We start from the raw sequence: 22,043 nt of genomic DNA, 5'->3' as shown, positions 1-22,043 counted from the left end.
TGGCTATACATATTTAACGAACACTTTTATTTTGACTGACCTAACGCTATTTTTAGATTTTATTTTGGCACAATACAAACTGGTCATCACTGGCCTAATCATCCTACTTTTTCCTATATTAATGCGCTTGAGCATACATTTACTTACCCAGCTCACTCGCGGAAAAATTGATATGCACCGCCAACAAAGAGCCAAGCTTTTACTGCGTGTCATTGTCGCAGTTTTGTTAGTTTGCCTATTGCTTATGTTTTGGGGGATCGAACTAAAAGGGTTATTGGTGCTAGGTTCTTCGTTGTTTGCCATGCTCGGTGTAGCCTTGTTTGCAGGGTGGTCGTTACTGAGTAATTTAACGTCCTTTCTCATTCTGTTTATTCAAAATGACTGCCGTATAGGGTTTTGGGTACGGGTTATTGATGGCAGCAACTTTGTTGAAGGTCGTATTTCTGAAATGGGCTTAATGAATGTGATTCTAGAACATATTGACGGCCATAAAGTTATTTACCCGAACAATATATTTGTCACTCGCCCTGTTATGATTTTATGTAAAGCGCCGAACAAGCGCAGTTCATTACCAGAAAAGCGTCTATTGAGGCCAAAAAAATCAAGGTAGGCCACATGATCGAAGCCACCTTATTATTGAACCTGCACTTAACTGATAAATGTTACAAAGCACCTACAAATCAAATAACTAACAACTCAAACCTGACAAATTAGTCATTTTTTATAGTGCAAACCGTCAGTGCTAACAATCGTTGACTATGACTAAAAAATTCAATGTAGTCATATCTAAAAGTAGCGGTGTCGAATTATTTCACTCACTGTGCCTTTAGATTACTTATCCTCTTTTAATATTACGGATACTGCCATGCTTACCTTATCTGGGTATTCAAATAACACTTGGTGACTCGCATTTTCTAACGGAATGTGCTCACCTTCTGTGTTGCTCGCTATCATCCTACTCCACTCAGTACCCTGTACTTGCCATCGAATCAATGCAGCTTGCTCTTCCCTTCTGCCTTTGCTATATCTAAACGCTCGACCATACACTCAATGCCATCACATGGAGCGCCAACAACAATGAGCTCTACCTTGCTAATAAAAAATCACTGTTTCTTTTTGATTTCAAAACCAAACAATCACATCTTATTGCACAAATGAGCAGCCCAATTCACTCGTTGGCTACGAGCTTAATCAATGATCACAATAAACTCTTTATTAGCTTGTTTGATATCAGCACTAAATTACAAACATTCAATATCAAACAAAAATCGACCCAAACTTTTTATAGTAATGCTGCATTAAACCGATTGCCACAGGCCCTCCACAACAATACCATGATGTTTATTTCAAATGCTGCCCATCAGCACGATCTATGGCTATATAAAAATAAGCAAGAAAAACGCGTCGTTTTACCTTTTGAGTTTGGCTTCACACGCTACCAACCTAATTTTGATCATGAATATATCACTTTTGAAAAATTCGGAGCGGTCTATGAATATGAGATTAAAACTGGAAATACCACTAAAATATTTGAAGAATCACATCAGGCATACGTCATAAATTACGATGAAAATAGTCAAAACCTAATATATAGCAGCAATAAAAGTGGCCAATGGCAATTGTGGCTATTCGATCGTCAAGACAACGGTCATAAACAATTGACGACTAAAGGAGGGTATAGTGGTTATGCATACAATGGAAAGGTATACTTCAGTAAAAGAAATCACTCGGGCCTTTGGGTTCTAGAAAATCAAACTGAACAACTTATCATTAAAGATTTCAGTAATATAAATTGGCTCAATTGGCAGTTAATTGACGGTAAAGTTTTTTTCTATCGCGCTGAGTCCGGCGTTTGGAAATTTGATTTAAATTCAAACACTGAACAGCTTGTTATGTCCGCTCCACCCAATTTTACTCATCAATATACCGTCCATCCAGACCAGAGCGCAATCACCTATGTACAGGCACAGCCAATGCAAAGTGATATACATATTTTAAGCTTAGATAAGAACCAATAACTAACCTCAGGTTTGGATAAGGGTTTTGGAATAGAAAATGTTTTGAAAACAAACTTACGTACAATCCAATGATGATACCTTGCTCAATATCAAGGCGCTTTTATGCAGTAATAGCGGGCTATTACAAATGAAAGCAACGTCGAGAGTGAGAAAAATAGCTTTATTGGGCAAATTCGCTTATCCAGAGCTGAGGTTAACTAGCTATACTGCGAAATACTTAAGTGTCATCACATATCGCAGAAACAAAAAACCCAGCCTAAGCTGGGTTTTTAATATTCTTTCAAAAGCAAAATTACTTGATTTTTGCTTCTTTGAAAATCACATGTTTACGAACCTTAGGATCGAACTTTTTGATTTCCATTTTTTCAGGCATGTTACGCTTGTTCTTGTCGGTAGTGTAGAAATAACCAGTACCAGCAGTAGAAACTAAACGGATCTTATCACGCATATCCCAGCTCCTTAAACTTTTTCGCCGCGAGCACGGATTTCAGTAAGAACCGCGTCGATGCCTTTTTTATCAATAATACGCATACCTTTAGTGGTAGTACGTAGTGAAACGAAACGTTTTTCGCTTTCAACCCAGAAACGGTGAGTTTGTAGGTTAGGTAGGAAGCGACGCTTAGTAGCGTTGCGCGCGTGTGAACGGTGATTACCAACCACTGGGCGCTTACCTGTAACTTGACAGACTTTAGACATGTCTATGTATCTCCAATAACTTCGCTCGAGCTTTTAATTTCCCCTTGGACAATACTGTGGCCCCAGGGTAAATCAGAGGGCGCTCTTTATACAGCATATACAGGTAGAGATCAAGGATCTGATCCTATCTAATCAGCTCATGTGTAAATTTGATAGCGGCCAATTATAATGATCGAATGCCGTTAGGGAAAGTAAAAACTGCATTTAAATTAAACTATTTTACAAAAAGGCCCACAAAGCGATGTTTTTTACAGCTTTATAGTGTCAACCCAGCTAAATTAGGCCTCTTTGCGCAAAAGAAACACACTGCTCAGCTGCAACAATCAAATGATCCAAAACCGCAATATCAACCAAAGCCAACGCTTTTTGCAATTTTTGGGTAATTAATTTGTCTGCTTGGCTTGGTTCAGCCAAGCCACTGGGATGATTGTGGGCAAAAATAATCGATGCAGCATTATGCTTTAATGCTGCTTTAACCACTTCTCTTGGGTAAACTGATGCAGCATTGATGGTGCCTCTAAACAAAATTTCATCTGTGATTAATCGATTTTGATTATCCAAATAGAGCACCATAAATACTTCATGGTCGAGTCCTCTTAGCTGTATCGTTAAATAATCATTAACTGCATTTGGTGAGTCTAAAATATTGCTACGATGGCACTGCTCTTTTATATAACGCTTACTTAACTCTAGCACAGCTTGTAGTTGTACATACTTTGCTTCTCCTAGTCCTTTAAAAGCAGAGAAGTCTGCCAAGTTAGCATTAAAAAGGTTATGAAGTGATTTACTCTGTACTAATAAATAATCAGCCAGCTCAATGGCATTCATCCCTTTTATGCCGGTACGTAAAAAAATAGCAAGTAATTCTGCATCGGTTAGCCTACTGGCTCCTTGAATTAACAACTTCTCTCTTGGGCGGTCATGCTTTGGCAGCATTGTTAGTTGCATTTTCTATCCTTAGTGATGCACCTGTGTAAACAAAAGTGTAGTCAGTCATTGATGAATTTCAAAGACGCGTGTACTGCTTGCCTAAACAGCACCGCTTCTGTGTGGTATCTTTAGCACCATCGTGAAATTAAATTATTCTATGGTGAGCTAAGTTATGGGCCAACCAATTAAAAATATTGTCCTCGGGATCAGTGGGGGTATCGCAGCATATAAATGTGCAGAACTTGTCAGAAGACTGAGTGAACGTGGCTGTCGCGTCAAAGTCGTGATGACCGAGTCAGCCAAACACTTTATTACCCCACTGACAATGCAAGCCGTATCGGCAGAGCCCGTCGCAGATTCATTACTAGACCCAAGCGCTGAAGCCGCAATGGGCCACATAGAGCTGGCAAAATGGGCTGATTTAATTTTAGTCGCTCCAGCAAGCTGTAATATTCTAGCAAAAATGGCGCAAGGTATTGCCGATGATTTACTCACCACTTTACTATTAGCCACGCCCGCCAAAGTGGCTGTTGCACCGGCAATGAATCAGCAAATGTATGCCCATGCAGCGACACAAGCAAACTTGGACACACTGCAGACACGAGGAGTCGAAATTTGGGGTCCAGGTAAAGGAGAGCAAGCCTGTGGTGATATCGGTGCGGGGAGAATGCTTGAGCCACTAGAGCTCGTAGAACATTGCTTAACAGTATCTCACGAACCTCTTTTTGCAGGGAAAACCATTACCATCACTGCTGGGCCAACCAGGGAAGCGCTCGACCCGGTGCGATTCATTAGTAATCATAGTTCCGGAAAAATGGGGTATGCAATTGCACAAGCTGCACTCTCATTAGGCGCAAAAGTGAACATCATCTCTGGCCCCGTCGCCATTGCTCCCCCTTCGCACGCAAAAGTCTTCCCAATAGAAAGTGCAGAAGACATGTTAAAATCGGCCATGCATTTAGCACCTCAATCTGATATTTTTATTGGCTGTGCAGCGGTTGCAGACTACCGAGCAGCGACGGTCTCACATCAAAAAATTAAAAAACAAGGTGACGAAATCACACTCACCATGATCAAAAACCCCGACGTGATAGCACACGTGGCAGCGCTTAAAGCACAGCGCCCGTATACCGTTGGTTTCGCAGCAGAGACTCAAAATACCTCGGTCTATGCACAAGATAAACTCAAAAATAAAAACTTAGATATGATCTGTGCCAACGATGTGTCTGTGCAAGGTCTCGGGTTTAATGCAAACAACAATGCGCTCACTCTATACTGGCCTGATGATAATCTAAATTTACCAGCTACGAGTAAACAGCAGTTGGCAATGCAACTCTTACACGCATTAGCCAAACGTCTTAAGTAAGTGGTTTTGAAAATACTGGCACGAAACTGAATAAAACATTAACATATGGATCCAAGTATATGTGTAAACAGCTTGGGGTTTGCACTGACCATAATAACGATAATATAAAGGAAGGTTCATGCCAGCGACCAAACGCAGTAACCGCAAAGAGCAAATACTTCAATCTCTCGCACAAATGTTAGAAACGAGCCCAGGTCAACGCATCACTACTGCAAAATTAGCTGCTGAGGTGGGCGTTTCAGAAGCCGCACTATATAGACACTTTCCCAGTAAAGCTCGGATGTTTGAAGGCTTGATTGAGTTTATCGAAGACACTTTACTCTCTCGTATTAATTTGATCTTAGATAATGAGAAAGAAACTCAGAGCCGTGTTTATAACATCTTGGTACTCTTACTGACATTCTCAGAAAAAAACCCAGGGATAACCCGCATCCTAACAGGTGATGCACTGCAAGGTGAACAAGAGCGTCTGCGTGAACGCGTGCAAAGTTTCTTCGAAAAGCTAGAAACACAATTTAAACAAGTGTTACGAGAGCGAAAATTACGAGAGGGTAAAACCTTTTTAATTGATGAAGCTGCTTTGGCTAATTTTTTTCTCGCCTACGTAGAAGGTAAAATGAATCAATTCGTGCGCAGTGACTTTACTGCGCGTCCAAGTCAACAATTTGAAACTCAGTGGCTTGAGCTTCAAAAGATCTGGTTAAACTAAAATGCCCTACTCACTCGAGTAACTTGAGTGAGTAGGGGTATCTCCTCTAATCTACTTTTTTCTTAAATTCACGCGTTATCGCGCCTTTAGGGTTTCTGCTACTCTGTGACACGCTATCTATCTGGTTAACCTGCACGCTAAACGCACGGCACTTTATTTACCATACAAAAAAGTGCTAAAACTGACCATAAGTCTAAAAATAAAGAATATAACTCATGATGAAAGTTACTTCGTTTGCCATTGCCTCTGTGCTTTTAAGTACCGCAGCATATGGTCAGAAGCCGTTAGAATTTAAAGATGTATTTGACTTTAAGTATGCTAAAAATACACAGTTGTCTGAAAATGGAGCATGGCTATCGTTTTCTGCAACCCCGTATCGTGGTGACGCTGTCGGCCATATTTATTCACTCAAAAACAATAAGCTATTAACGACCGTCGAGCGTGGGACTAAACCGCAAATCAATAAAAATGCACTTTGGATTTCATTTACCAAAATACCGTCTTTATTAGAAACTGAAACTGCCACAAAAAAACAAAAAAAAGCACTCACGAATGATCTAGTACTCATCAATACCACCACAAAAGAACAACAAGTATTCTCTAAAGTAAAAGACTATCAAGTGTCTGACGATGGTCTTTGGCTTGTATACCGTGAAGTACATCAGGACGAGCAGAAAAAGAAAGATGAAACAATAGATGCAGAGATTGCAGCAGATAAAAAAGACGAACATCACACACTGGTGATTGTAAACCTCAGTACAAACACCACACATCGTGTTGCACAAGTTGGCAAATATGCATTAAGCCCCACAAGCCATGGTGTTATTTTTGCTACCCATAATAGTAATGGTAGTCAAAACCAAATTGGCTTTTTTCATCTGTCTAACGCTAAGCAAACACCCCTTATCAGTGAACCGGGTGTCACACTAAGTCAAGCAACATGGCATCCAACAAAGCCACTTGTCGCGTTCAATATGGGCAACTATGTAAACGACGACCCTCGCCGCCGCAATTATCAAGTAACACTCTGGGACGCTGCGACCAACACACTTAAGTCGGTAAAAAACTCTGACGGATGGTTTACGGCTAAAACAGCCAAGTTGACGTGGTCTGAACATGGGGAACGTCTGTACTTTCAAAATCGTCCCGAGCTCAACGTAAAAACCCCTGAGTTAAAGTACCTCGAGACAGACTCACTTTATGATTATGATACTATTCGCGCTCAAAAAGGCCTAAAAATTTGGCACAATGACGATGCACAAATTAAACCTAGAGAAGTTAAAACGTGGCAAGAAACCAATAAACATCGTCATTATCAAGCGGTGTACCATATAAATAATGAAAAAGTAGTGCAACTTTCCGGTCCTCAGGTTCAAGATCTCACACTGCATACGGAAGCTCAATTCTTATTAGGAAGTGATAATACCGCCTACCTAGAAGAAATCATGTATAACGGCTTTTTCTACGACTACTACGCTGTTAATGTAAAAAATGGTAATAAAAAAAGCATTACAACGCGAACACGCTTTAAACCGTCACTCTCACCAACAGGTCAATTTGCGGCATACTTTCAAAACCAGCAAATTTGGCTCAAAGACTTGACCACGAATACCCGTACATCGCTCACTCATAATATTAATCATGCTATTTTTGCCGATGATAGGCATGATTACCCCAGTGAACAAGCTGGCTATAAATTCGCAGGATGGCAACTGGATGGTAAAACGCTATACGCCTACAGCAAATATGATATTTGGGCCTTTGACGTAACCACAAAAACAGCCGCTCGCTTAACTCAAGGCAGAGAAACCAAAACACAGTATCGTGTGCGTCATCTTGACAAGTTAGCTACTGGCTTTACACCGGGTCAAACGCTTACATTAAGTGCCCATAACTTGAATAATAAGCAAACGCACATTGCAACTCTATCGTTAAAAGACAATAAACTCACTACAGTGCTCAGTGATGCCGCGCGTTTTGATGTACTAAAAAAAGCCAAACATAGCGATACATTACTCTTTACCAAACAAAGTTATCATGAGTTCCCGGATATCTGGCAAACCAATAGTACCTATCGCAATCCGAAAAAAGTCACTAATCTTAATCCTCAAGCAGCTAAATTCTCATGGGGCCAAAAGCCTGAACTTATCAAGTACAAAGGGTACAATGGTGAAGACTTACAAGGCGTATTAATCAAGCCTGAAAATTACCGTGCAGGCGACAAATTACCGGTGGTGATTTATTTCTACCGTTATATGAGCCAACGCATGTATGACTTTCCAAAAATGGAGCTAAATCATCGCCCTAATTTCCCGATGTTCACTTCTAATGGTTACGCAATATTTTTGCCTGATATTCGATTTGAAATTGGCAAACCAGGGCCATCTTCTACGCAAACTATGATTAACGCAGCACAAAAGCTCATTGATATCGGGGTTGCGCACCCTGATAAAATAGGATTACAAGGCCATTCTTGGGCTGGCTATCAAAGTGCGTATATGATCACACAAACCGATATGTTTAAAGCCGTTGTGTCTGGTGCACCAGTGACCAATATGACATCCGCATACAGTGGTATAAGACTGAAATCAGGCCTCGCACGACAGTTTCAATACGAAACCGGTCAAAGCCGTATAGGTAAGCCTTTACATCAAGCGCTCGATTTATACATTGAAAACTCCCCTGTCTTTTTTGCTGACAAAGTCAACACCCCTATTTTAATGATGTTTGGTGACAAAGATGGCGCCGTCCCTTGGCAAGAAGGTATTCAATATTATTTAGCATTACGACGTTTGGGAAAAGATGCCACTTTCTTGCAATATGAAGGTGAGCCTCACCATTTGAAGCAATTCCCTAATCAAGTCGATTTCTCAATTCGTATGATGGAGTATTACGACCATCATCTAAAAGGACACCCCGCCGCCGATTGGATTTCCAACGGAAGTCCCTATCAGAGCGAATAACCATTCGCCGGTGCTTCTAGTTATTTAGAAGCACCTTTGTGGCGTTGCGTCACCTCAAAAGCGTTGAATTCATTTGCACCGCTGGTAACTCAAGCCAGTAAAGTTTAAAATACCTGACTCTATTAATTTTCATGGGCAGGTCACGGCATCTGCTCAAATAAACTGGCGATTGACGATGACCGAAACAGCTCGCGGTAACTTATTTATTTTATCAGCCCCATCAGGTGCTGGGAAATCAAGCCTGATCAAAGCATTACTAGATAAACATAATGACGTGAAAGTCTCTGTTTCTCATACCACCCGCAACCCTCGACCGGGTGAAAACAACGCCGAACATTACCATTTCGTAAATGTTGAGCAATTCAAATCACTCATCGAGAAAAATGATTTTTTTGAATGGGCGCAAGTGTTTGAAAACTATTACGGTACTTCAAAAGCCGCCATCGAGCAGCAACTCGCCGCTGGTATAGATGTGTTCTTAGACATTGATTGGCAAGGTGCACAACAAGTCAGAAAGCTCATGCCTGAGGTTAAAACCATTTTCATTTTACCTCCATCAAAAACTGAATTAGAGCAACGCTTAAATAATCGTGGGCAAGACTCACAAGAAGTTATCGCCAGCCGAATGGCACAAGCCAAATCAGAAAGCTCACACTATAGTGAATTTGACTACGTGCTCATAAATGATGACTTTGCAGCAACACTAAAGCAACTTGAACACATAGTCATCGCTGCTCGATTAGAGCTGAAGGCACAAAATATTCGTTACCAGTCACTCATTTCTGATCTTTTAAAGTAAAATAGAGATAAATTTTAACCACCCACTTGGCGAAATGGCTTGTGTGCAGTAAACTAGCCTTTTGGAAATGAATAACTTTGGAGTGCTTCGATGGCTCGCGTAACTGTAGAAGATGCAGTAGATGCAATTGGTAACCGTTTTGATTTAATCTTGGTAGCAGCGCGTCGCGCTCGTCAAATCGCTGTAGGTGGTAAAGATCCTATGGTTGATCCTGAAAACGACAAACCAACGGTTATCGCTTTGCGTGAAATTGAAAAGGGCTTGGTTGACAGCTCTTCACTTGATTTAATTGATCGTGAAGAACAACAAAACCAAGAAGCAGCTGAACTTGCAGCTGTAGCAGCAATTGTTGGCGGAAACAGCTAATAACCTGCAACAAAAATACGACAATGCCAGCACTTTTGCTGGCATTGCTGTTTTTATTAGACAAGAATTACTTTCGATTACCTTGAATCCCTCATATTTTTATTTATGTAATCACCATAAAGTCCCAACTAGCCGTTGGTTTATCTTGAAATTCATCGTATATTCGTAACATATCTATTACTTCACTGGAACATCGGAGTGTGAATGTACCTTTTTGAAGGCCTAAAAAAGAAAATCTCTGAGTATTTACTTCCTGCTGACGTTGAGCTCGTGCAAAAAGCTTACGTTGTAGCCCGTGAGGCACATGAAGGACAAACTCGCTCAAGTGGTGAGCCTTATATTACTCACCCTGTTGAAGTAACCCAAATTCTCGCAGGAATGCGCCTTGATCATGAAACGCTCATGGCCGCGTTAATGCATGACGTTATTGAAGACACTGATTTTAGTCAACAAGACCTTGCTGAGATATTTGGTAATACCGTCGCAGAATTAGTCGAAGGTGTAAGTAAGCTTGATAAGTTAAGCTTCAAAGATAAAAAAGAATTCCAAGCTGAAAACTATCGAAAAATGATCATGGCAATGACACAAGACATTCGTGTCATTTTGATTAAGCTGGCTGATCGTACTCATAATATGCGAACTTTGGGAGCATTACGCCCAGACAAACGCCGCCGAATTGCGAGAGAAACGTTAGAAATATTTGCCCCGATTGCTAATCGTTTAGGTATTCACGATATCAAGAACGAATTAGAAGATTTAGGGTTTCAAGCGCTTTATCCAATGCGTCACAGAGCACTGAAATCGGAAGTTGCGAAAGCACGTGGTAATCGAAAAGAAGTCATCAGCAATATACAGACTGAAATTGAAAGCCGCTTAAAAGAATCCGGTATTGAAGCATCGGTTAGTGGCAGAGAAAAACATCTCTATAGTATTTATCGAAAAATGTTAAACAAAGAATTATTGTTTAATGAAGTCATGGATATCTACGCATTTCGCATTAATGTAAACAGTATGGATACTTGCTATCGCGTATTAGGTGTCGCACATAATCTCTACAAACCGATAGAAACACGATTTAAAGATTATATCGCAGTACCGAAAACCAATGGTTATCAATCACTGCACACGTCACTCGTCGGCCCTCATGGGATCCCTGTAGAGATCCAAATACGAACACTCGATATGGATCAAATGGCAGATATGGGGGTCGCGGCCCATTGGATGTATAAAAAATCGGGTGACAGCGCAGGCAATACGGCACAACAACGTGCACGTCAATGGATGCAGAGCTTACTGGAGCTTCAACAAAGTGCCGGTTCATCATTTGAATTTGTGGAAAACGTCAAAACAGAGCTATTTCCTGAAGAAATTTATGTTTTCACGCCTGATGGCCGTATTGTAGAGCTGCCAATGGGTGCAACGGCTGTTGATTTTGCTTATGCAGTGCATACCGATGTAGGTAATACCTGTGTTGGCGCCCGAGTAAACCGCAAACCTTACCCACTCAGTAAGGCACTAGACACAGGGCAAACGGTTGAAGTAATTACCAGCTCTGGTGCTCACCCTAATGCCACTTGGTTAAACTTTATCGTCACCGGTAAAGCACGACTTGGTGTGCGAAATTACCTTCAGAGCCAACATCAAGAAGAAGCTATATTGCTAGGCCGCCGATTGCTCGATTCAGCATTAGGCGAGCAAAAGCTCGATGATATCGCCCCTGAACAAGTCGACTTGGTACTTGAAGAACAAAACCTCTCTAGTTTGCTGGAACTGCTGGTTGAAATTGGCAGTGGTAATATCATGAGTGTGCTCGTTGCAAAAAGATTATTGCAAGCAGAGGAAGGGCTTGAAAATATAGCACAACAAGCCAAAGCCGCGATCATCGGTACTGAAGGCATGCTTGTGAATTACTCCAAGTGTTGTCGCCCGGTACCTGGCGATGCAATTACCGCGTATGTAAGCCAAGGCAAAGGATTGACGGTTCACCGCCAAGAATGTAAAAACATTAAAGGATGGCAAAGTGAGCGTTCAAAATATGTCATCGTAAAATGGGAAGATAACCCAGAAAAAGAATATATCGCCGCCTTGCGTGTAGAAATTATTAATCATCAGGGTGCATTAGCTAAACTAACCAACGTAGTTGCAACAACCAATGCCAATATCGTGGAAATTGCAACAGATGAAAAAGAAAGCAATTTGTACATCATTGATTTAGGTGTCACAGTAAAGGATAGAATACATGTCGCTAATATTATGCGTCGTATTCGCGTGATGCCTGATGTACAACGTGTATATCGGAAAAAGTAGGACACACAATGAATAAAGTGATTATTTCCACAGATCAAGCTCCGGCTGCTATCGGTACTTACAATCAAGCTGTTAAAGTAGGTACTGCGGTTTATTTATCAGGACAGATCCCACTCGTGCCTGAAACAATGGAAGTTATTTCTGAAGACTTTGCAGAACAAGCACAACAGGTATTCAAAAATTTAACGGCTGTGTGCGAAGCCTCAGGTGGTCAATTACAAGACATGGTGAAAGTTAATATTTTCCTAACGGATCTCAGTAATTTTGCAACCGTAAATGAAATAATGAGCCAGCACTTTGCAACGCCATACCCTGCTCGCGCAGCCATTGGTGTACGCGAGTTACCAAAAGGTGTACAAATTGAAATTGATGGAATTATGGAGTTACCGTCAACAAATTAATTTGTGTATGAATGAAAAACCCACCTTTTGGTGGGTTTTTTATTGCCGGAACTTTGACCTTAAGCACTTGACTACATACTATTAATTTAGCACTCTGTGAATATCCAATGATTTGTTCAATGTTTGAGCTAATCTCTCACAATAATAACAGTAAAGGATGATACTCGTGTTTAAATTGGCACATAATGGCAATATCCTTCTAAATGTCGCGGAACTTAATCCGCCCAGCGCTGCATTTATTGTGGAAGCGCTTGAACGCTCACCTTATGCGGATTGTGCAGTCGATCATGAATCTATCAAAGCGCATTTCACTAACGAATATCCTGAACAACAACTTGTGGTTGCCAAGCAACATGATGCTTGCTTTTCAGTGCAAGTTTCTGACGATCAAATGCAAGCCATTGGTAATTTAACGACAGCCCAAGGGGGTAAGTCGGTTACTATTGAAGATGCAAAAAAAGAAATTGTCAAAGCAGGTGTCAGTAGAGGCTATAAACAAGCTTATCTAGAACAAATCCTTACCAAGCAACTTGAATTAGAACCAGGGGTTGAAGTCTCAGGTATCGTAGCACAAGGCCGCCCATCTGTAGATGGACAACCTGCAAAAATCATACAGCATGTGCAAACCGTAAAAGAAAGACTCAAACAGCCTAAACTAAGGGAAGATGGTACGGTTGATATGCGTGATTTTGGGGCACTATCAAGCGTAGCACCAGGGACCGTCTTAATTACGCAACGCCCAGCCACACCTGGCAAAGAAGGTTTTAATGTCGTCGGAGATTCAATCATTCCACTGCCAGGTGAATCTTTTCAATTGATGGCAGGTGAAGGCACACAAATATCACCAGCTAATCCTCTTGAGCTCGTTGCCACTATTGCAGGCTGCCCTTCCAGTATTCAAAATGGCATGCGAGTAGATGATGTATTTACCATTGGTGAAGTCAACGTACGAAGCGGGCATGTCGATTTTAATGGCAGTGTTATCGTTACTCAAGGCGTTGCCCCCGGTATGAAAGTCACGGCTAAAGGTGACATTACAGTGATGGGTTCTGTTGAATCTGGAGAGTTAAAAAGCGGTGGCAGCATAGAGGTCAAGCAAGCCGTGATAGGCCATCTTGACCATAAAAATAATGACGAAGGACTCACTTGCCGACTGATTGCTGAAGGAGATATTCATCTCTCTCACGGCCAATATACCTATATAGAAGCCGACAACGTCTTCATTGATAGGCAAAGTAACCACTGCGATATAAAAGCCAACAAGCTCATTCAAGTCGGTATTGATGAACACCCGAAAGGGAAGCTGCTCGGTGGAGAAATATTAGATGCTAAAATGGTCATTGCTGGAGAGATAGGCAGTGAATCTGGCGCTAAAATGTCTATATACTTAGCCCGTAGTGGGATGAAAATAACGAAAGAATCAGATGACTGTTTAAAAGCACTTAGTCAAACTGATGAGCAGTTAAGCACACTACAACAAGCAATCGAAAAAGCTGATATGCTAAAAGATGTAGAAAAGAAAAAGCAGCTGATGGCAAAAATAGGTGCAACCCAGCAACATTATTGCCATCAAGCTGAAGAACTAGAACAACAACTCTCACAACTCGAATTAAACTTACATGACTTACTTGAACAAACAAAGTTAACAGCAAATCAAGCGCTTAACCCTGGAGTCGAGATCCATATATTTGATAGAGTGTATAAAACCAATCGAAGTTATCCACCCTGTACTGCTAGTTTACAAGATGGAAAAATAGAGATTGATTTCAAAACGAGTTAATTCGTACCCTGTTATTATTTAAGTGTTCCTTCCACTTGCGTAACGATGTCATTCGTCCAGACACCCACCTGCACCTGCGCAATATGCTGTTTTTGTAATAACAACATAACTAAACGTGATTGTCCGATGCCTCCCCCAATGGTTTGCGGCATATCACCCGCTACCAATTGTTGGTGCCAGTCATGTGCTAAACGCGCTGTATCCTGAGTTATTTCCAGTTGACGTTTTAAAGCTTCAGGACACACTCGAATACCCATTGAAGAAATCTCAAATGCATCTTCTAAAATAGGATTCCAAACTAAAATATCACCATTTAAGCCACTGTATTTATCACAGGTTGGTGTCGACCAATCATCATAATCAGGCGCACGAACATCATGAATTTTACCATCACTCAATGCACCGCCAATGCCTATGAGAAATACTGCGCCATATTCTTGGGCTATGGCTTTTTCACGTTGTTTCGCAGTAAAGTCTGGGTACATTTTCAGTAAATCTTCACTGTGTACAAATGTAATTGATTCAGGTAAGAATGGCGTTAATCCAAACTGGCTCGCAACACTTTGCTCAGTCGACTTAATAGCCTCATATAACTCGGTGACAGTTTGCTTTAAACCCACTAAAGAACGATCCACCTCGGTGCTAATTACTTTTTCCCAGTCCCACTGGTCTACATATACTGAGTGAATAGGTGAGAGCCTATCTTCATCCGGGCGCAGTGCCTTCATATGCGTATAAAGTCCCTCTCCAATTGCAAAGCCATAATCACCAAGTGTTTTGCGCTTCCATTTAGCCAATGAATGAACCACTTCGAAGCCTGCATCAGGGATCGCTTTAACCGACACTGAAACAGCTTTTTCGGTGCCACTTAAGTTATCTTGAATGCCATCACCGACTTTAGCCAAAATAGGTGCTTGCACTTCCATTAAGCCTAAACGGCTTTCTAACTGTTCAGAAAAAATACGTTTTACGCTGCTAATTTGTTGCTGTGTTTGCTGATAAGTTGTTTTCATAACCGGACCTCATTCCCAATTTAAACCTGTTGAATTTTTATTGCCCTGCTCTGCATGGCTTAAACACATCGTCAACAAAATCGAACCAAAAATCAACATACCTCAACAAAAATAACAAAAACCTATATTAATACCCAAAAAATACCGTTATATTTTATATAATCAATAAAAAACAGTGGTAAATCTATTGGAAAATTATCAAATCGATAATCTCGATAAATCCATTTTGAATGCACTCATGGAGAATGCAAGGGCTGCGTATGCAGAATTGGCCAAGCGTTTTGATGTAAGTGCAGGAACCATTCATGTTCGTGTAGAAAAAATGAAGCAAGCAGGGATCATTCAAGGGACTCGCGTCACCATAAATCCTAAAAAGTTAGGCTTCGATGTGTGCTGCTTTATTGGCGTCAACTTGAAACATGCCAGAGATTACCCTGATACAATAATGCAGTTAGAAGGTTTTGAAGAAGTTGTAGAAGCCTATTACACCACAGGTAATTACAGTATTTTCATCAAGGTGATGACACGCTCCATCGAACATTTACAAGATGTATTGATCAATAAAATTCAAACTATTGAAGCCATTCAATCAACAGAAACCTTGATCTCACTACAAAACCCTATCGCCCGTGAAGTTAACCCATAATTTCGGTATAATCGCCAAAATTTTGATTCTGTGAGCTGTATAACGATGGACAATAAACGCTACCATCGCGTGAAACGCGTCTTAGATAGGCGACAAACTGATTTAACCGTCTGTTTAGATGAGGTACATAAACATCATAACCTATCAGCAATCGTGCGTACTGCTGATGCTGTCGGGTGTCACCATGTCCATGCTGTTTGGCCGCAAGAGCAGCGCCGCTTAACCAACAATACCTCTGGTGGCAGTAAAAACTGGGTAGAAACCCATATGCACGATGACATTCATGATGCCGTCGGCGCCATTAGAGCGCAAAACCCAGACATTCAAATACTGGCTACTAACCTCAGCGACAGTGCGGTCGATTTCAGGGAAATTGATTACACCAAGCCTACCGCAATTATCGTCGGCCAAGAGCGCACAGGTATATCAGATGATGCTTTGGCACATGCCGATCAACACATCGTGATCCCAATGGAAGGCATGGTGCAATCGTTAAATGTATCGGTGGCTGCTGCACTCATTTTATATGAAGCACAAAGACAACGAGAAGCCGCTGGCTGCTATCAACGTAATGATATGCTTGATGAAAGTATTAAACATCGCTTATTGTTTGAAGGCTGTCATCCGATTATCGCAGAGCGTTGTGTGGAAAAAGGCTTACCTTACCCTGAGTTAGATGACGATGGCGAAATTGTTGCAGATGAGACCTTTTGGAACACGCTTAAGTTTAGCAACCCCAAATAAATCACAAGGAAAAGTATGTCGAACCCCACTCTGTCAAGCTACCCAATCACTGAGTTAAAAGGTGTCGGCCCTAAAGTGGCTGAAAAACTGGCTAAGTTGGGTATTCGTAGTGTCCAAGATATGCTTTTTCATTTACCCCTGCGCTACGAAGATCGCGCCAGAACATACTCAATCGCACAATTGAGTGCCCATAGTCACGTGAGCATTGAAGCGGAAATTGAACATGCACAAATTACCATTGGCAAACGTCGCATGTTGGTCTGCCAAGTCAATGACGGTACTGGCCGTTTAACGCTGCGGTTTTTTAACTTTAACGCCGCACAAAAAAATGCCATGGCGACGGGAAAAATCATTCGCTGCTTTGGTGAAGTACGCAGGGGCCGCACAGGCTTTGAAATGGCGCACCCTGAATACAGTATTAGAGAGTGTCAAAGTGAACCATTAGACCCAGAACTAAGCACCTTAACAGCGGTTTACCCTACCACTGAAGGGCTGAAGCAGCTCAGTATTCGGTCTATCGCTAATAAAGCTCTGGCTCTATTAGAAAAATATCAAATAGAAGAGTACTTACCCAGCCAATATCGCCCCTCACAACTGAGTGTCACTGAGGCGGTACTTCTGCTACATAGGCCACCGCAAGACATTAACCTCTGCGAACTTGAACTAGGTCAACATCCTGCTCAGCAGCGTCTAGCATTTGAAGAACTGCTGGCACAAAACCTCAGTTTGTTACAATTAAGGCAAAAAGGCCAAGCAGTTAAAGCTGTGTCTTTACCTCCAACGAATACATTCGAACCCCTATTCTTGGCTGAATTGCCTTTTTCGCCTACCAATGCACAAAGCCGTGTTGTGGCAGAAATTAAACAAGATTTACAACAACCATTTCCGATGATGCGACTCGTGCAAGGTGATGTTGGCTCTGGTAAAACCTTGGTTGCAGCCCTAGCGGCACTCACCGCGATTGCCAAAGGGTATCAAGTGGCCTTAATGGCCCCCACAGAAATACTGTCAGAGCAACATGGCATTAATTTTACCGCTTGGTTTACTCAGCTTGGTATTGAAGTGGTTTGGCTCGGCGGTAAAACTAAAGGCAAAGAGCGTGAAAAAGTACTGGAGCAAATTAGCTCTGGTAAAGCGCAAATGGTCATTGGTACCCATGCTTTATTTCAAGAACAAGTGCAGTTTTATAACCTGGCATTGATCATCATTGATGAACAACATCGTTTTGGTGTTCATCAACGACTCGCATTACGTGAGAAAGGGAAATTTAATGACTGTTACCCCCACCAACTAGTCATGACAGCGACGCCTATTCCTCGTACTTTAGCAATGACCGCCTATGCCGACTTAGAAACCTCAGTCATTGATGAACTGCCTCCAGGACGAACCCCTATTATGACGGTTGCCGTGCCTGACACCCGTAGAGAGCAAGTTATAGAACGTGTCAAAAAAGCCTGTGTAGATGATAGCCGCCAAGTATATTGGGTATGCACACTCATTGATGAGTCAGAAGCATTACAATGTCAAGCCGCTGAAGATACCGCACAACAGCTCACTGAGTTATTGCCTGAACTCAAAATTGCCTTAGTGCACGGCAGAATGAAAGCCAAAGAAAAACAAGAGATCATGGCAGCCTTTAAACGCGGTGACACACACGTTTTAGTGGCTACCACGGTTATAGAGGTCGGTGTAGATGTACCAAACGCCAGCCTGATTATCATTGAAAACCCTGAAAGACTGGGATTAGCACAGTTACACCAATTACGTGGTCGAGTGGGCCGAGGGGCCATCGCATCCCACTGCCTACTTTTGTATCATGCACCTTTGTCTGTCACTGCACAAAAGCGCTTAGCCGTTTTACGTGATAGTAATGACGGGTTTGTAATTGCTGAGCGTGATTTAGAAATTCGCGGCCCAGGAGAAGTACTTGGTACGAAACAAACTGGCCTTGCCGAATTTAAAATTGCCGATTTAAACCGCGACAAAGCCTTATTGAATCAGGTACGCCCACTGGCATTTACGCTGATGAAAAGCCACCCAGATATGATTGAGCCCTTAGTCAGGTGCTGGCTTGGTGCCAAGTCTGAGCTGGCCATGGCATAACCACGTTAATTCCAATAAAACCACCAAAAATGAAAAGCCCCAACATAGGGCTTTATTTGAATTGTCGACCTGCAAAAATACGTTTATGCGCTATAGCCTTGTGGGTTACCACTTTGCCAGCGCCATGTATCTTGCATCATCTCGTCAATACCACGCTCAGCTTGCCAGTTAAGTTCCGTACGAGCTTTCTCTGGGGCTGCATAGCATGCCGCGATATCACCTTCTCTGCGTGGTGAAATCGTATAAGGTACCGCTTTATCTGAAGCGGTTTCAAATGCCTGCACCATTTGTAACACTGAATAGCCATTGCCTGTGCCTAAATTATAAATATGCACGCCACTATGACGGCTTATGTGTGTCAGCGCTTTTAAATGCCCTAAAGCCAAATCAACCACGTGAATGTAATCGCGTACACCCGTGCCATCCACTGTGTTATAGTCGTTGCCAAACACCCCTAAGCTTTCTAGCTTACCTACGGCTACTTGCGCAATATACGGCAGCAAATTATTTGGGATACCATTAGGATCTTCACCAATGCGTCCAGATTCATGTGCCCCAACAGGGTTAAAGTAACGCAATATAGCAAAAGCCCAGCGCGAGTCTGACTTCGCCACATCTTGTAAAACCATTTCAACCATTAATTTAGACGTACCATAGGGGTTAGTCGTGCCTCCCACCGGGAAATCTTCACGAATTGGCAGGCTTTCAGGATCACCGTACACGGTAGCTGATGAACTAAATACCAACTTAAATACCTCGGCATCACGCATTGCATCCAATAACGTTAATGTGCCCTGTACGTTGGTTTGATAATACTCAACCGGCTTACGAACAGACTCACCCACCGCCTTTAACCCCGAAAAATGGATTACCTGATCAATAGCGTGTTGTTGAAAAACAGTATCTAGAAAAGCTTTATCTAAAATATCACCTTGATGAAACACCACTTCTTTACCCGTGATATCTTTTACGCGGGTGAGCGACTCTGAAGATGAATTACACAGGTTATCAACCACCACAACCTGCTCACCTTCATTCAAAAGCTCTAACACTGTGTGTGATCCAATATATCCTGCGCCACCCGTTACTAAAATAGCCATACTTTGCCTTTACCTTTACCATTCATGATGCTTGCTGCGCATTTTAGCCAACAAGTCTGTTCTTGCGCAATAATTAAAGCGTATTACATACAAATGCTAACTTGCCATCATTATAACTCAATCGTGAAATCTGTGTTTTACAATATTGGGTTAAGTTCATCCATTGAGACACTACTTTTGGTGACGTAATTTCACGGGTAAAAATGCGATTATTTAACGCGTATGCAACTGTCTCATCATCTAGCCAAGTATAATCTCGTACTGACTTTGGCAAAGCAAAATGGGACGTAACCAGCTGCGTTTTTGGTGAATACGTTGCAAACCATAACTGTTGACTTTTATTGTAGGTAAATGAGTAAACTTGTTTGGTTTTATTAAATGCCAAACTTCTATCAATGTCTTTAGCAACTAACTTAGGTAAATGACCATTGGTATCTGTGAAGTGCAGTTCATGTGGCGTGCCCAACACAAATAACATCACATCTTGCTGTTCACCCCACACGTGATAACCCACAGGATCTATATGTGCCAATAAAGGCGTTGCTTTACGAGCACTATCAAATGGGTAAAACCAAAGCCGCTGCTTACCTGTACTTTCAACCACAATGGTTGATAGACCGTCATCGTGAGGGTATAAAGTCGGTGAGTATTCCGAGATGGGGGAATTTGTGAGGTTACGCGTTTGCTGCGTGGTAAAGTCATAGAAAAACAAATCTGTTTGACTGCCCTCCAGAGTGCTTAACTCTTTGGTAAAATACACACCGCTATCAGTTGTAAGTGGCTGGTTATGGTAACTACCATCCGATGTAATGGCTTGAACTTTAACACCTTGCGCCGTTTTTTCAGCCACAAACAATTGGCTACTTGGCATGGCTGAAATGGCATGCATACTGGTAAATGCACACCACAGTGTGCTGATAAAAACTAGAACCTTCATAATATTCCCTGTCTTTTTTTGCCTATGATAACCACTTGCTAAACAAAGCACAAAGCTTGCTATCTTGTCGGCATCAGGTAACATCAATTTCACAAACGTTCCCAATTACTGAGTTCATGAGGCGAATATGTCGCAAAAACATCCGATAATAGCCATTACAGGTAGCTCTGGTGCAGGAACAACGACCACCACCAATGCTATTAAACATATTTTTCGTAGCCTTGATGCCAATGCCGCCCTCATTGAGGGAGACAGTTTTCATCGATATACTCGCCCAGAAATGGACAAGCTAAAACGTGAAGCTCTACAAGAAGGCAAACATATTAGTTACTTCGGTAAAGAAGCTAACGACTTTTGTGCTTTAGAAGAGTTATTTGACAATTATGGACAACAGGGTAAAGGTCGAGTACGTCGTTACCTACATACTTTTGATGATGCAGTACCTTATAATCAACTACCGGGTACGTTTACGCCCTACCAACAACTTGAGAAAAACACAGATATGCTGTTCTATGAAGGGCTACACGGGGGCGTAGTAACACAAGAACATGACGTTGCTAAACACGTCGATTTACTCATCGGTATGGTGCCAATTATCAACCTTGAATGGATCCAAAAAATGATCCGTGACACCAACGAACGCGGCCATTCACGTGAAGCCGTGATGAGCTCGATTGTACGTAGTATGGATGATTATATTACCCACATCACCCCCCAATTCTCACGTACCCATATCAACTTTCAACGAGTGCCGACAGTCGACACGTCAAACCCATTTAGCGCCAAAGATATTCCCTCTTTAGATGAAAGTTTTGTGGTGATCCGCTTTCGTGGTATCGACGACGTTAATTTTCCTTATTACCTGCAAATGATAGAAGGCAGCTTTATGTCAAGAATGAACACCCTTGTCGTACCGGGCGGAAAAATGGGCTTAGCAATGGAGCTGGTATTAACCCCGCTTATCAAAGATCTATTACTCAAAAAGCGTGCTTTAGAAAGTATGGTACAAGTCGACTTACCTATTTAACCTCAGCTCTGGATAAGCGAATTTGCCCAATAAAGCTATTGTTCTCACTCTCGGCGTTGCTTTCATTTGTAATAGCCCGCTATTACTGCATAAAAGCGCCTTGATATTGAGCAAAATATCATCATTGGATTGTACGTA

Annotated in this window: 21 protein-coding genes; 14 read left to right on the top strand and 7 right to left on the bottom strand. The window is 41.8% G+C overall.

The window, feature by feature from the left end:
- The first annotated feature begins 64 nt into the window (after positions 1-64).
- Complete coding sequence (locus J8M01_RS13005; protein WP_247671128.1) at positions 65-610, top strand: mechanosensitive ion channel domain-containing protein; 546 nt, start codon at positions 65-67, stop codon at positions 608-610.
- A gap of 221 nt (positions 611-831) precedes the next feature.
- Here the strand turns inward: J8M01_RS13005 and J8M01_RS13000 are convergent, their stop codons facing one another.
- Positions 832-1,047 carry a hypothetical protein gene (locus J8M01_RS13000; protein WP_211058251.1) on the bottom strand — a complete coding sequence of 72 codons (216 nt, stop codon included), beginning with the start codon at positions 1,045-1,047 and terminating at the stop codon, positions 832-834.
- Positions 1,048-1,154: 107 nt separating this feature from the next.
- On the opposite strand from J8M01_RS13000, the gene J8M01_RS12995 reads away from it, so the two are divergent.
- Positions 1,155-2,018 carry a hypothetical protein gene (locus J8M01_RS12995; protein ID WP_211058250.1) on the top strand — a complete coding sequence of 288 codons (864 nt, stop codon included), beginning with the start codon at positions 1,155-1,157 and terminating at the stop codon, positions 2,016-2,018.
- Between the two features lie 292 nt (positions 2,019-2,310).
- Here J8M01_RS12995 and rpmG read toward each other — a convergent pair whose 3' ends face one another.
- The 3 genes from rpmG to radC form a co-directional block, all read right to left on the bottom strand.
- Positions 2,311-2,466 carry a 50S ribosomal protein L33 gene (rpmG, locus tag J8M01_RS12990; RefSeq protein ID WP_010364212.1) on the bottom strand — a complete coding sequence of 52 codons (156 nt, stop codon included), beginning with the start codon at positions 2,464-2,466 and terminating at the stop codon, positions 2,311-2,313.
- An 11-nt stretch (positions 2,467-2,477) separates the two neighbouring features.
- A complete protein-coding gene (gene rpmB / locus J8M01_RS12985; protein ID WP_010364213.1) occupies positions 2,478-2,714 on the bottom strand; it encodes a 50S ribosomal protein L28 in 237 nt (78 codons plus the stop codon).
- Positions 2,715-2,987: 273 nt separating this feature from the next.
- Positions 2,988-3,662 carry a DNA repair protein RadC gene (radC, locus tag J8M01_RS12980; RefSeq protein WP_192505907.1) on the bottom strand — a complete coding sequence of 225 codons (675 nt, stop codon included), beginning with the start codon at positions 3,660-3,662 and terminating at the stop codon, positions 2,988-2,990.
- A gap of 154 nt (positions 3,663-3,816) precedes the next feature.
- On the opposite strand from radC, the gene coaBC reads away from it, so the two are divergent.
- The 8 genes from coaBC (at position 3,817) to J8M01_RS12940 (ending at position 14,335) form a co-directional block, all read left to right on the top strand.
- Positions 3,817-5,010, top strand: a complete 1,194-nt coding sequence (gene coaBC / locus J8M01_RS12975; protein ID WP_211058248.1) for a bifunctional phosphopantothenoylcysteine decarboxylase/phosphopantothenate--cysteine ligase CoaBC — start codon at positions 3,817-3,819, stop codon at positions 5,008-5,010.
- 118 nt (positions 5,011-5,128) lie between these two features.
- Positions 5,129-5,719: a nucleoid occlusion factor SlmA gene (gene slmA / locus J8M01_RS12970; RefSeq protein ID WP_192505909.1), complete on the top strand. Its 591-nt coding sequence runs from the start codon at positions 5,129-5,131 to the stop codon at positions 5,717-5,719.
- 215 nt (positions 5,720-5,934) lie between these two features.
- Positions 5,935-8,682: a prolyl oligopeptidase family serine peptidase gene (locus J8M01_RS12965; RefSeq protein ID WP_211058246.1), complete on the top strand. Its 2,748-nt coding sequence runs from the start codon at positions 5,935-5,937 to the stop codon at positions 8,680-8,682.
- A gap of 175 nt (positions 8,683-8,857) precedes the next feature.
- Entirely contained in the window at positions 8,858-9,481 is a 624-nt protein-coding gene (gmk, locus tag J8M01_RS12960) for a guanylate kinase (protein ID WP_211052253.1), read from the top strand.
- Between the two features lie 90 nt (positions 9,482-9,571).
- Positions 9,572-9,847, top strand: coding sequence for a DNA-directed RNA polymerase subunit omega (gene rpoZ, locus J8M01_RS12955; RefSeq protein WP_010364220.1), 276 nt, complete (start codon positions 9,572-9,574; stop codon positions 9,845-9,847).
- A gap of 204 nt (positions 9,848-10,051) precedes the next feature.
- Entirely contained in the window at positions 10,052-12,154 is a 2,103-nt protein-coding gene (spoT, locus tag J8M01_RS12950; protein WP_192505912.1) for a bifunctional GTP diphosphokinase/guanosine-3',5'-bis pyrophosphate 3'-pyrophosphohydrolase, read from the top strand.
- Between the two features lie 8 nt (positions 12,155-12,162).
- Entirely contained in the window at positions 12,163-12,555 is a 393-nt protein-coding gene (locus J8M01_RS12945) for a RidA family protein (protein WP_192505913.1), read from the top strand.
- Positions 12,556-12,721: 166 nt separating this feature from the next.
- The gene (locus J8M01_RS12940; RefSeq protein ID WP_211058244.1) at positions 12,722-14,335 is read left to right on the top strand and encodes a FapA family protein; all 1,614 of its coding nucleotides are present in this window, start codon (positions 12,722-12,724) and stop codon (positions 14,333-14,335) included.
- Positions 14,336-14,349: 14 nt separating this feature from the next.
- On the opposite strand, the gene asnA is transcribed toward J8M01_RS12940, so the two are convergent.
- Positions 14,350-15,348, bottom strand: a complete 999-nt coding sequence (asnA, locus tag J8M01_RS12935) for an aspartate--ammonia ligase (protein WP_211058241.1) — start codon at positions 15,346-15,348, stop codon at positions 14,350-14,352.
- A 187-nt stretch (positions 15,349-15,535) separates the two neighbouring features.
- On the opposite strand from asnA, the gene asnC reads away from it, so the two are divergent.
- The 3 genes from asnC to recG are packed head-to-tail and all read left to right on the top strand — an operon-like array spanning position 15,536 to position 18,841.
- Entirely contained in the window at positions 15,536-15,994 is a 459-nt protein-coding gene (asnC, locus tag J8M01_RS12930; protein WP_211058240.1) for a transcriptional regulator AsnC, read from the top strand.
- Positions 15,995-16,039: 45 nt separating this feature from the next.
- A complete protein-coding gene (gene trmH, locus J8M01_RS12925) occupies positions 16,040-16,738 on the top strand; it encodes a tRNA (guanosine(18)-2'-O)-methyltransferase TrmH (protein WP_211052256.1) in 699 nt (232 codons plus the stop codon).
- A 15-nt stretch (positions 16,739-16,753) separates the two neighbouring features.
- Entirely contained in the window at positions 16,754-18,841 is a 2,088-nt protein-coding gene (gene recG, locus J8M01_RS12920) for an ATP-dependent DNA helicase RecG (RefSeq protein WP_211058239.1), read from the top strand.
- Between the two features lie 83 nt (positions 18,842-18,924).
- Here recG and galE read toward each other — a convergent pair whose 3' ends face one another.
- On the bottom strand, positions 18,925-19,941 hold the full coding sequence (gene galE / locus J8M01_RS12915) for a UDP-glucose 4-epimerase GalE (RefSeq protein ID WP_211058238.1): 1,017 nt from the start codon (positions 19,939-19,941) through the stop codon (positions 18,925-18,927).
- Positions 19,942-20,014: 73 nt separating this feature from the next.
- Entirely contained in the window at positions 20,015-20,878 is an 864-nt protein-coding gene (locus J8M01_RS12910) for a hypothetical protein (RefSeq protein WP_247671126.1), read from the bottom strand.
- A 127-nt stretch (positions 20,879-21,005) separates the two neighbouring features.
- Between J8M01_RS12910 and J8M01_RS12905 the strand changes: the two genes are divergently transcribed.
- Positions 21,006-21,905, top strand: a complete 900-nt coding sequence (locus J8M01_RS12905) for a phosphoribulokinase (protein WP_211058237.1) — start codon at positions 21,006-21,008, stop codon at positions 21,903-21,905.
- Positions 21,906-22,043: the final 138 nt, after the last annotated feature.

It is taken from the genome of Pseudoalteromonas sp. MMG005 (assembly GCF_018101015.1).
Classification (GTDB): domain Bacteria; phylum Pseudomonadota; class Gammaproteobacteria; order Enterobacterales; family Alteromonadaceae; genus Pseudoalteromonas; species Pseudoalteromonas aurantia.
The sequence above is the reverse complement of the archived record's forward strand: the minus strand, read 5'-3'. Positions and strand labels throughout refer to the sequence as shown.

What these genes read in the sequence shown, in the direction of transcription:
- J8M01_RS12995 (WP_211058250.1), top strand. Translation starts at nt 1,155, where the DNA reads ATGAGCAGCCCAATTCACTCGTTGGCTACGAGCTTAATCAATGATCAC.
- rpmG (WP_010364212.1), bottom strand. Translation starts at nt 2,466, where the DNA reads ATGCGTGATAAGATCCGTTTAGTTTCTACTGCTGGTACTGGTTATTTC.
- rpmB (WP_010364213.1), bottom strand. Translation starts at nt 2,714, where the DNA reads ATGTCTAAAGTCTGTCAAGTTACAGGTAAGCGCCCAGTGGTTGGTAAT.
- radC (WP_192505907.1), bottom strand. Translation starts at nt 3,662, where the DNA reads ATGCAACTAACAATGCTGCCAAAGCATGACCGCCCAAGAGAGAAGTTG.
- coaBC (WP_211058248.1), top strand. Translation starts at nt 3,817, where the DNA reads ATGGGCCAACCAATTAAAAATATTGTCCTCGGGATCAGTGGGGGTATC.
- slmA (WP_192505909.1), top strand. Translation starts at nt 5,129, where the DNA reads ATGCCAGCGACCAAACGCAGTAACCGCAAAGAGCAAATACTTCAATCT.
- J8M01_RS12965 (WP_211058246.1), top strand. Translation starts at nt 5,935, where the DNA reads ATGATGAAAGTTACTTCGTTTGCCATTGCCTCTGTGCTTTTAAGTACC.
- gmk (WP_211052253.1), top strand. Translation starts at nt 8,858, where the DNA reads ATGACCGAAACAGCTCGCGGTAACTTATTTATTTTATCAGCCCCATCA.
- rpoZ (WP_010364220.1), top strand. Translation starts at nt 9,572, where the DNA reads ATGGCTCGCGTAACTGTAGAAGATGCAGTAGATGCAATTGGTAACCGT.
- spoT (WP_192505912.1), top strand. Translation starts at nt 10,052, where the DNA reads ATGTACCTTTTTGAAGGCCTAAAAAAGAAAATCTCTGAGTATTTACTT.
- J8M01_RS12945 (WP_192505913.1), top strand. Translation starts at nt 12,163, where the DNA reads ATGAATAAAGTGATTATTTCCACAGATCAAGCTCCGGCTGCTATCGGT.
- asnA (WP_211058241.1), bottom strand. Translation starts at nt 15,348, where the DNA reads ATGAAAACAACTTATCAGCAAACACAGCAACAAATTAGCAGCGTAAAA.
- trmH (WP_211052256.1), top strand. Translation starts at nt 16,040, where the DNA reads ATGGACAATAAACGCTACCATCGCGTGAAACGCGTCTTAGATAGGCGA.
- recG (WP_211058239.1), top strand. Translation starts at nt 16,754, where the DNA reads ATGTCGAACCCCACTCTGTCAAGCTACCCAATCACTGAGTTAAAAGGT.
- galE (WP_211058238.1), bottom strand. Translation starts at nt 19,941, where the DNA reads ATGGCTATTTTAGTAACGGGTGGCGCAGGATATATTGGATCACACACA.
- J8M01_RS12910 (WP_247671126.1), bottom strand. Translation starts at nt 20,878, where the DNA reads ATGAAGGTTCTAGTTTTTATCAGCACACTGTGGTGTGCATTTACCAGT.
- J8M01_RS12905 (WP_211058237.1), top strand. Translation starts at nt 21,006, where the DNA reads ATGTCGCAAAAACATCCGATAATAGCCATTACAGGTAGCTCTGGTGCA.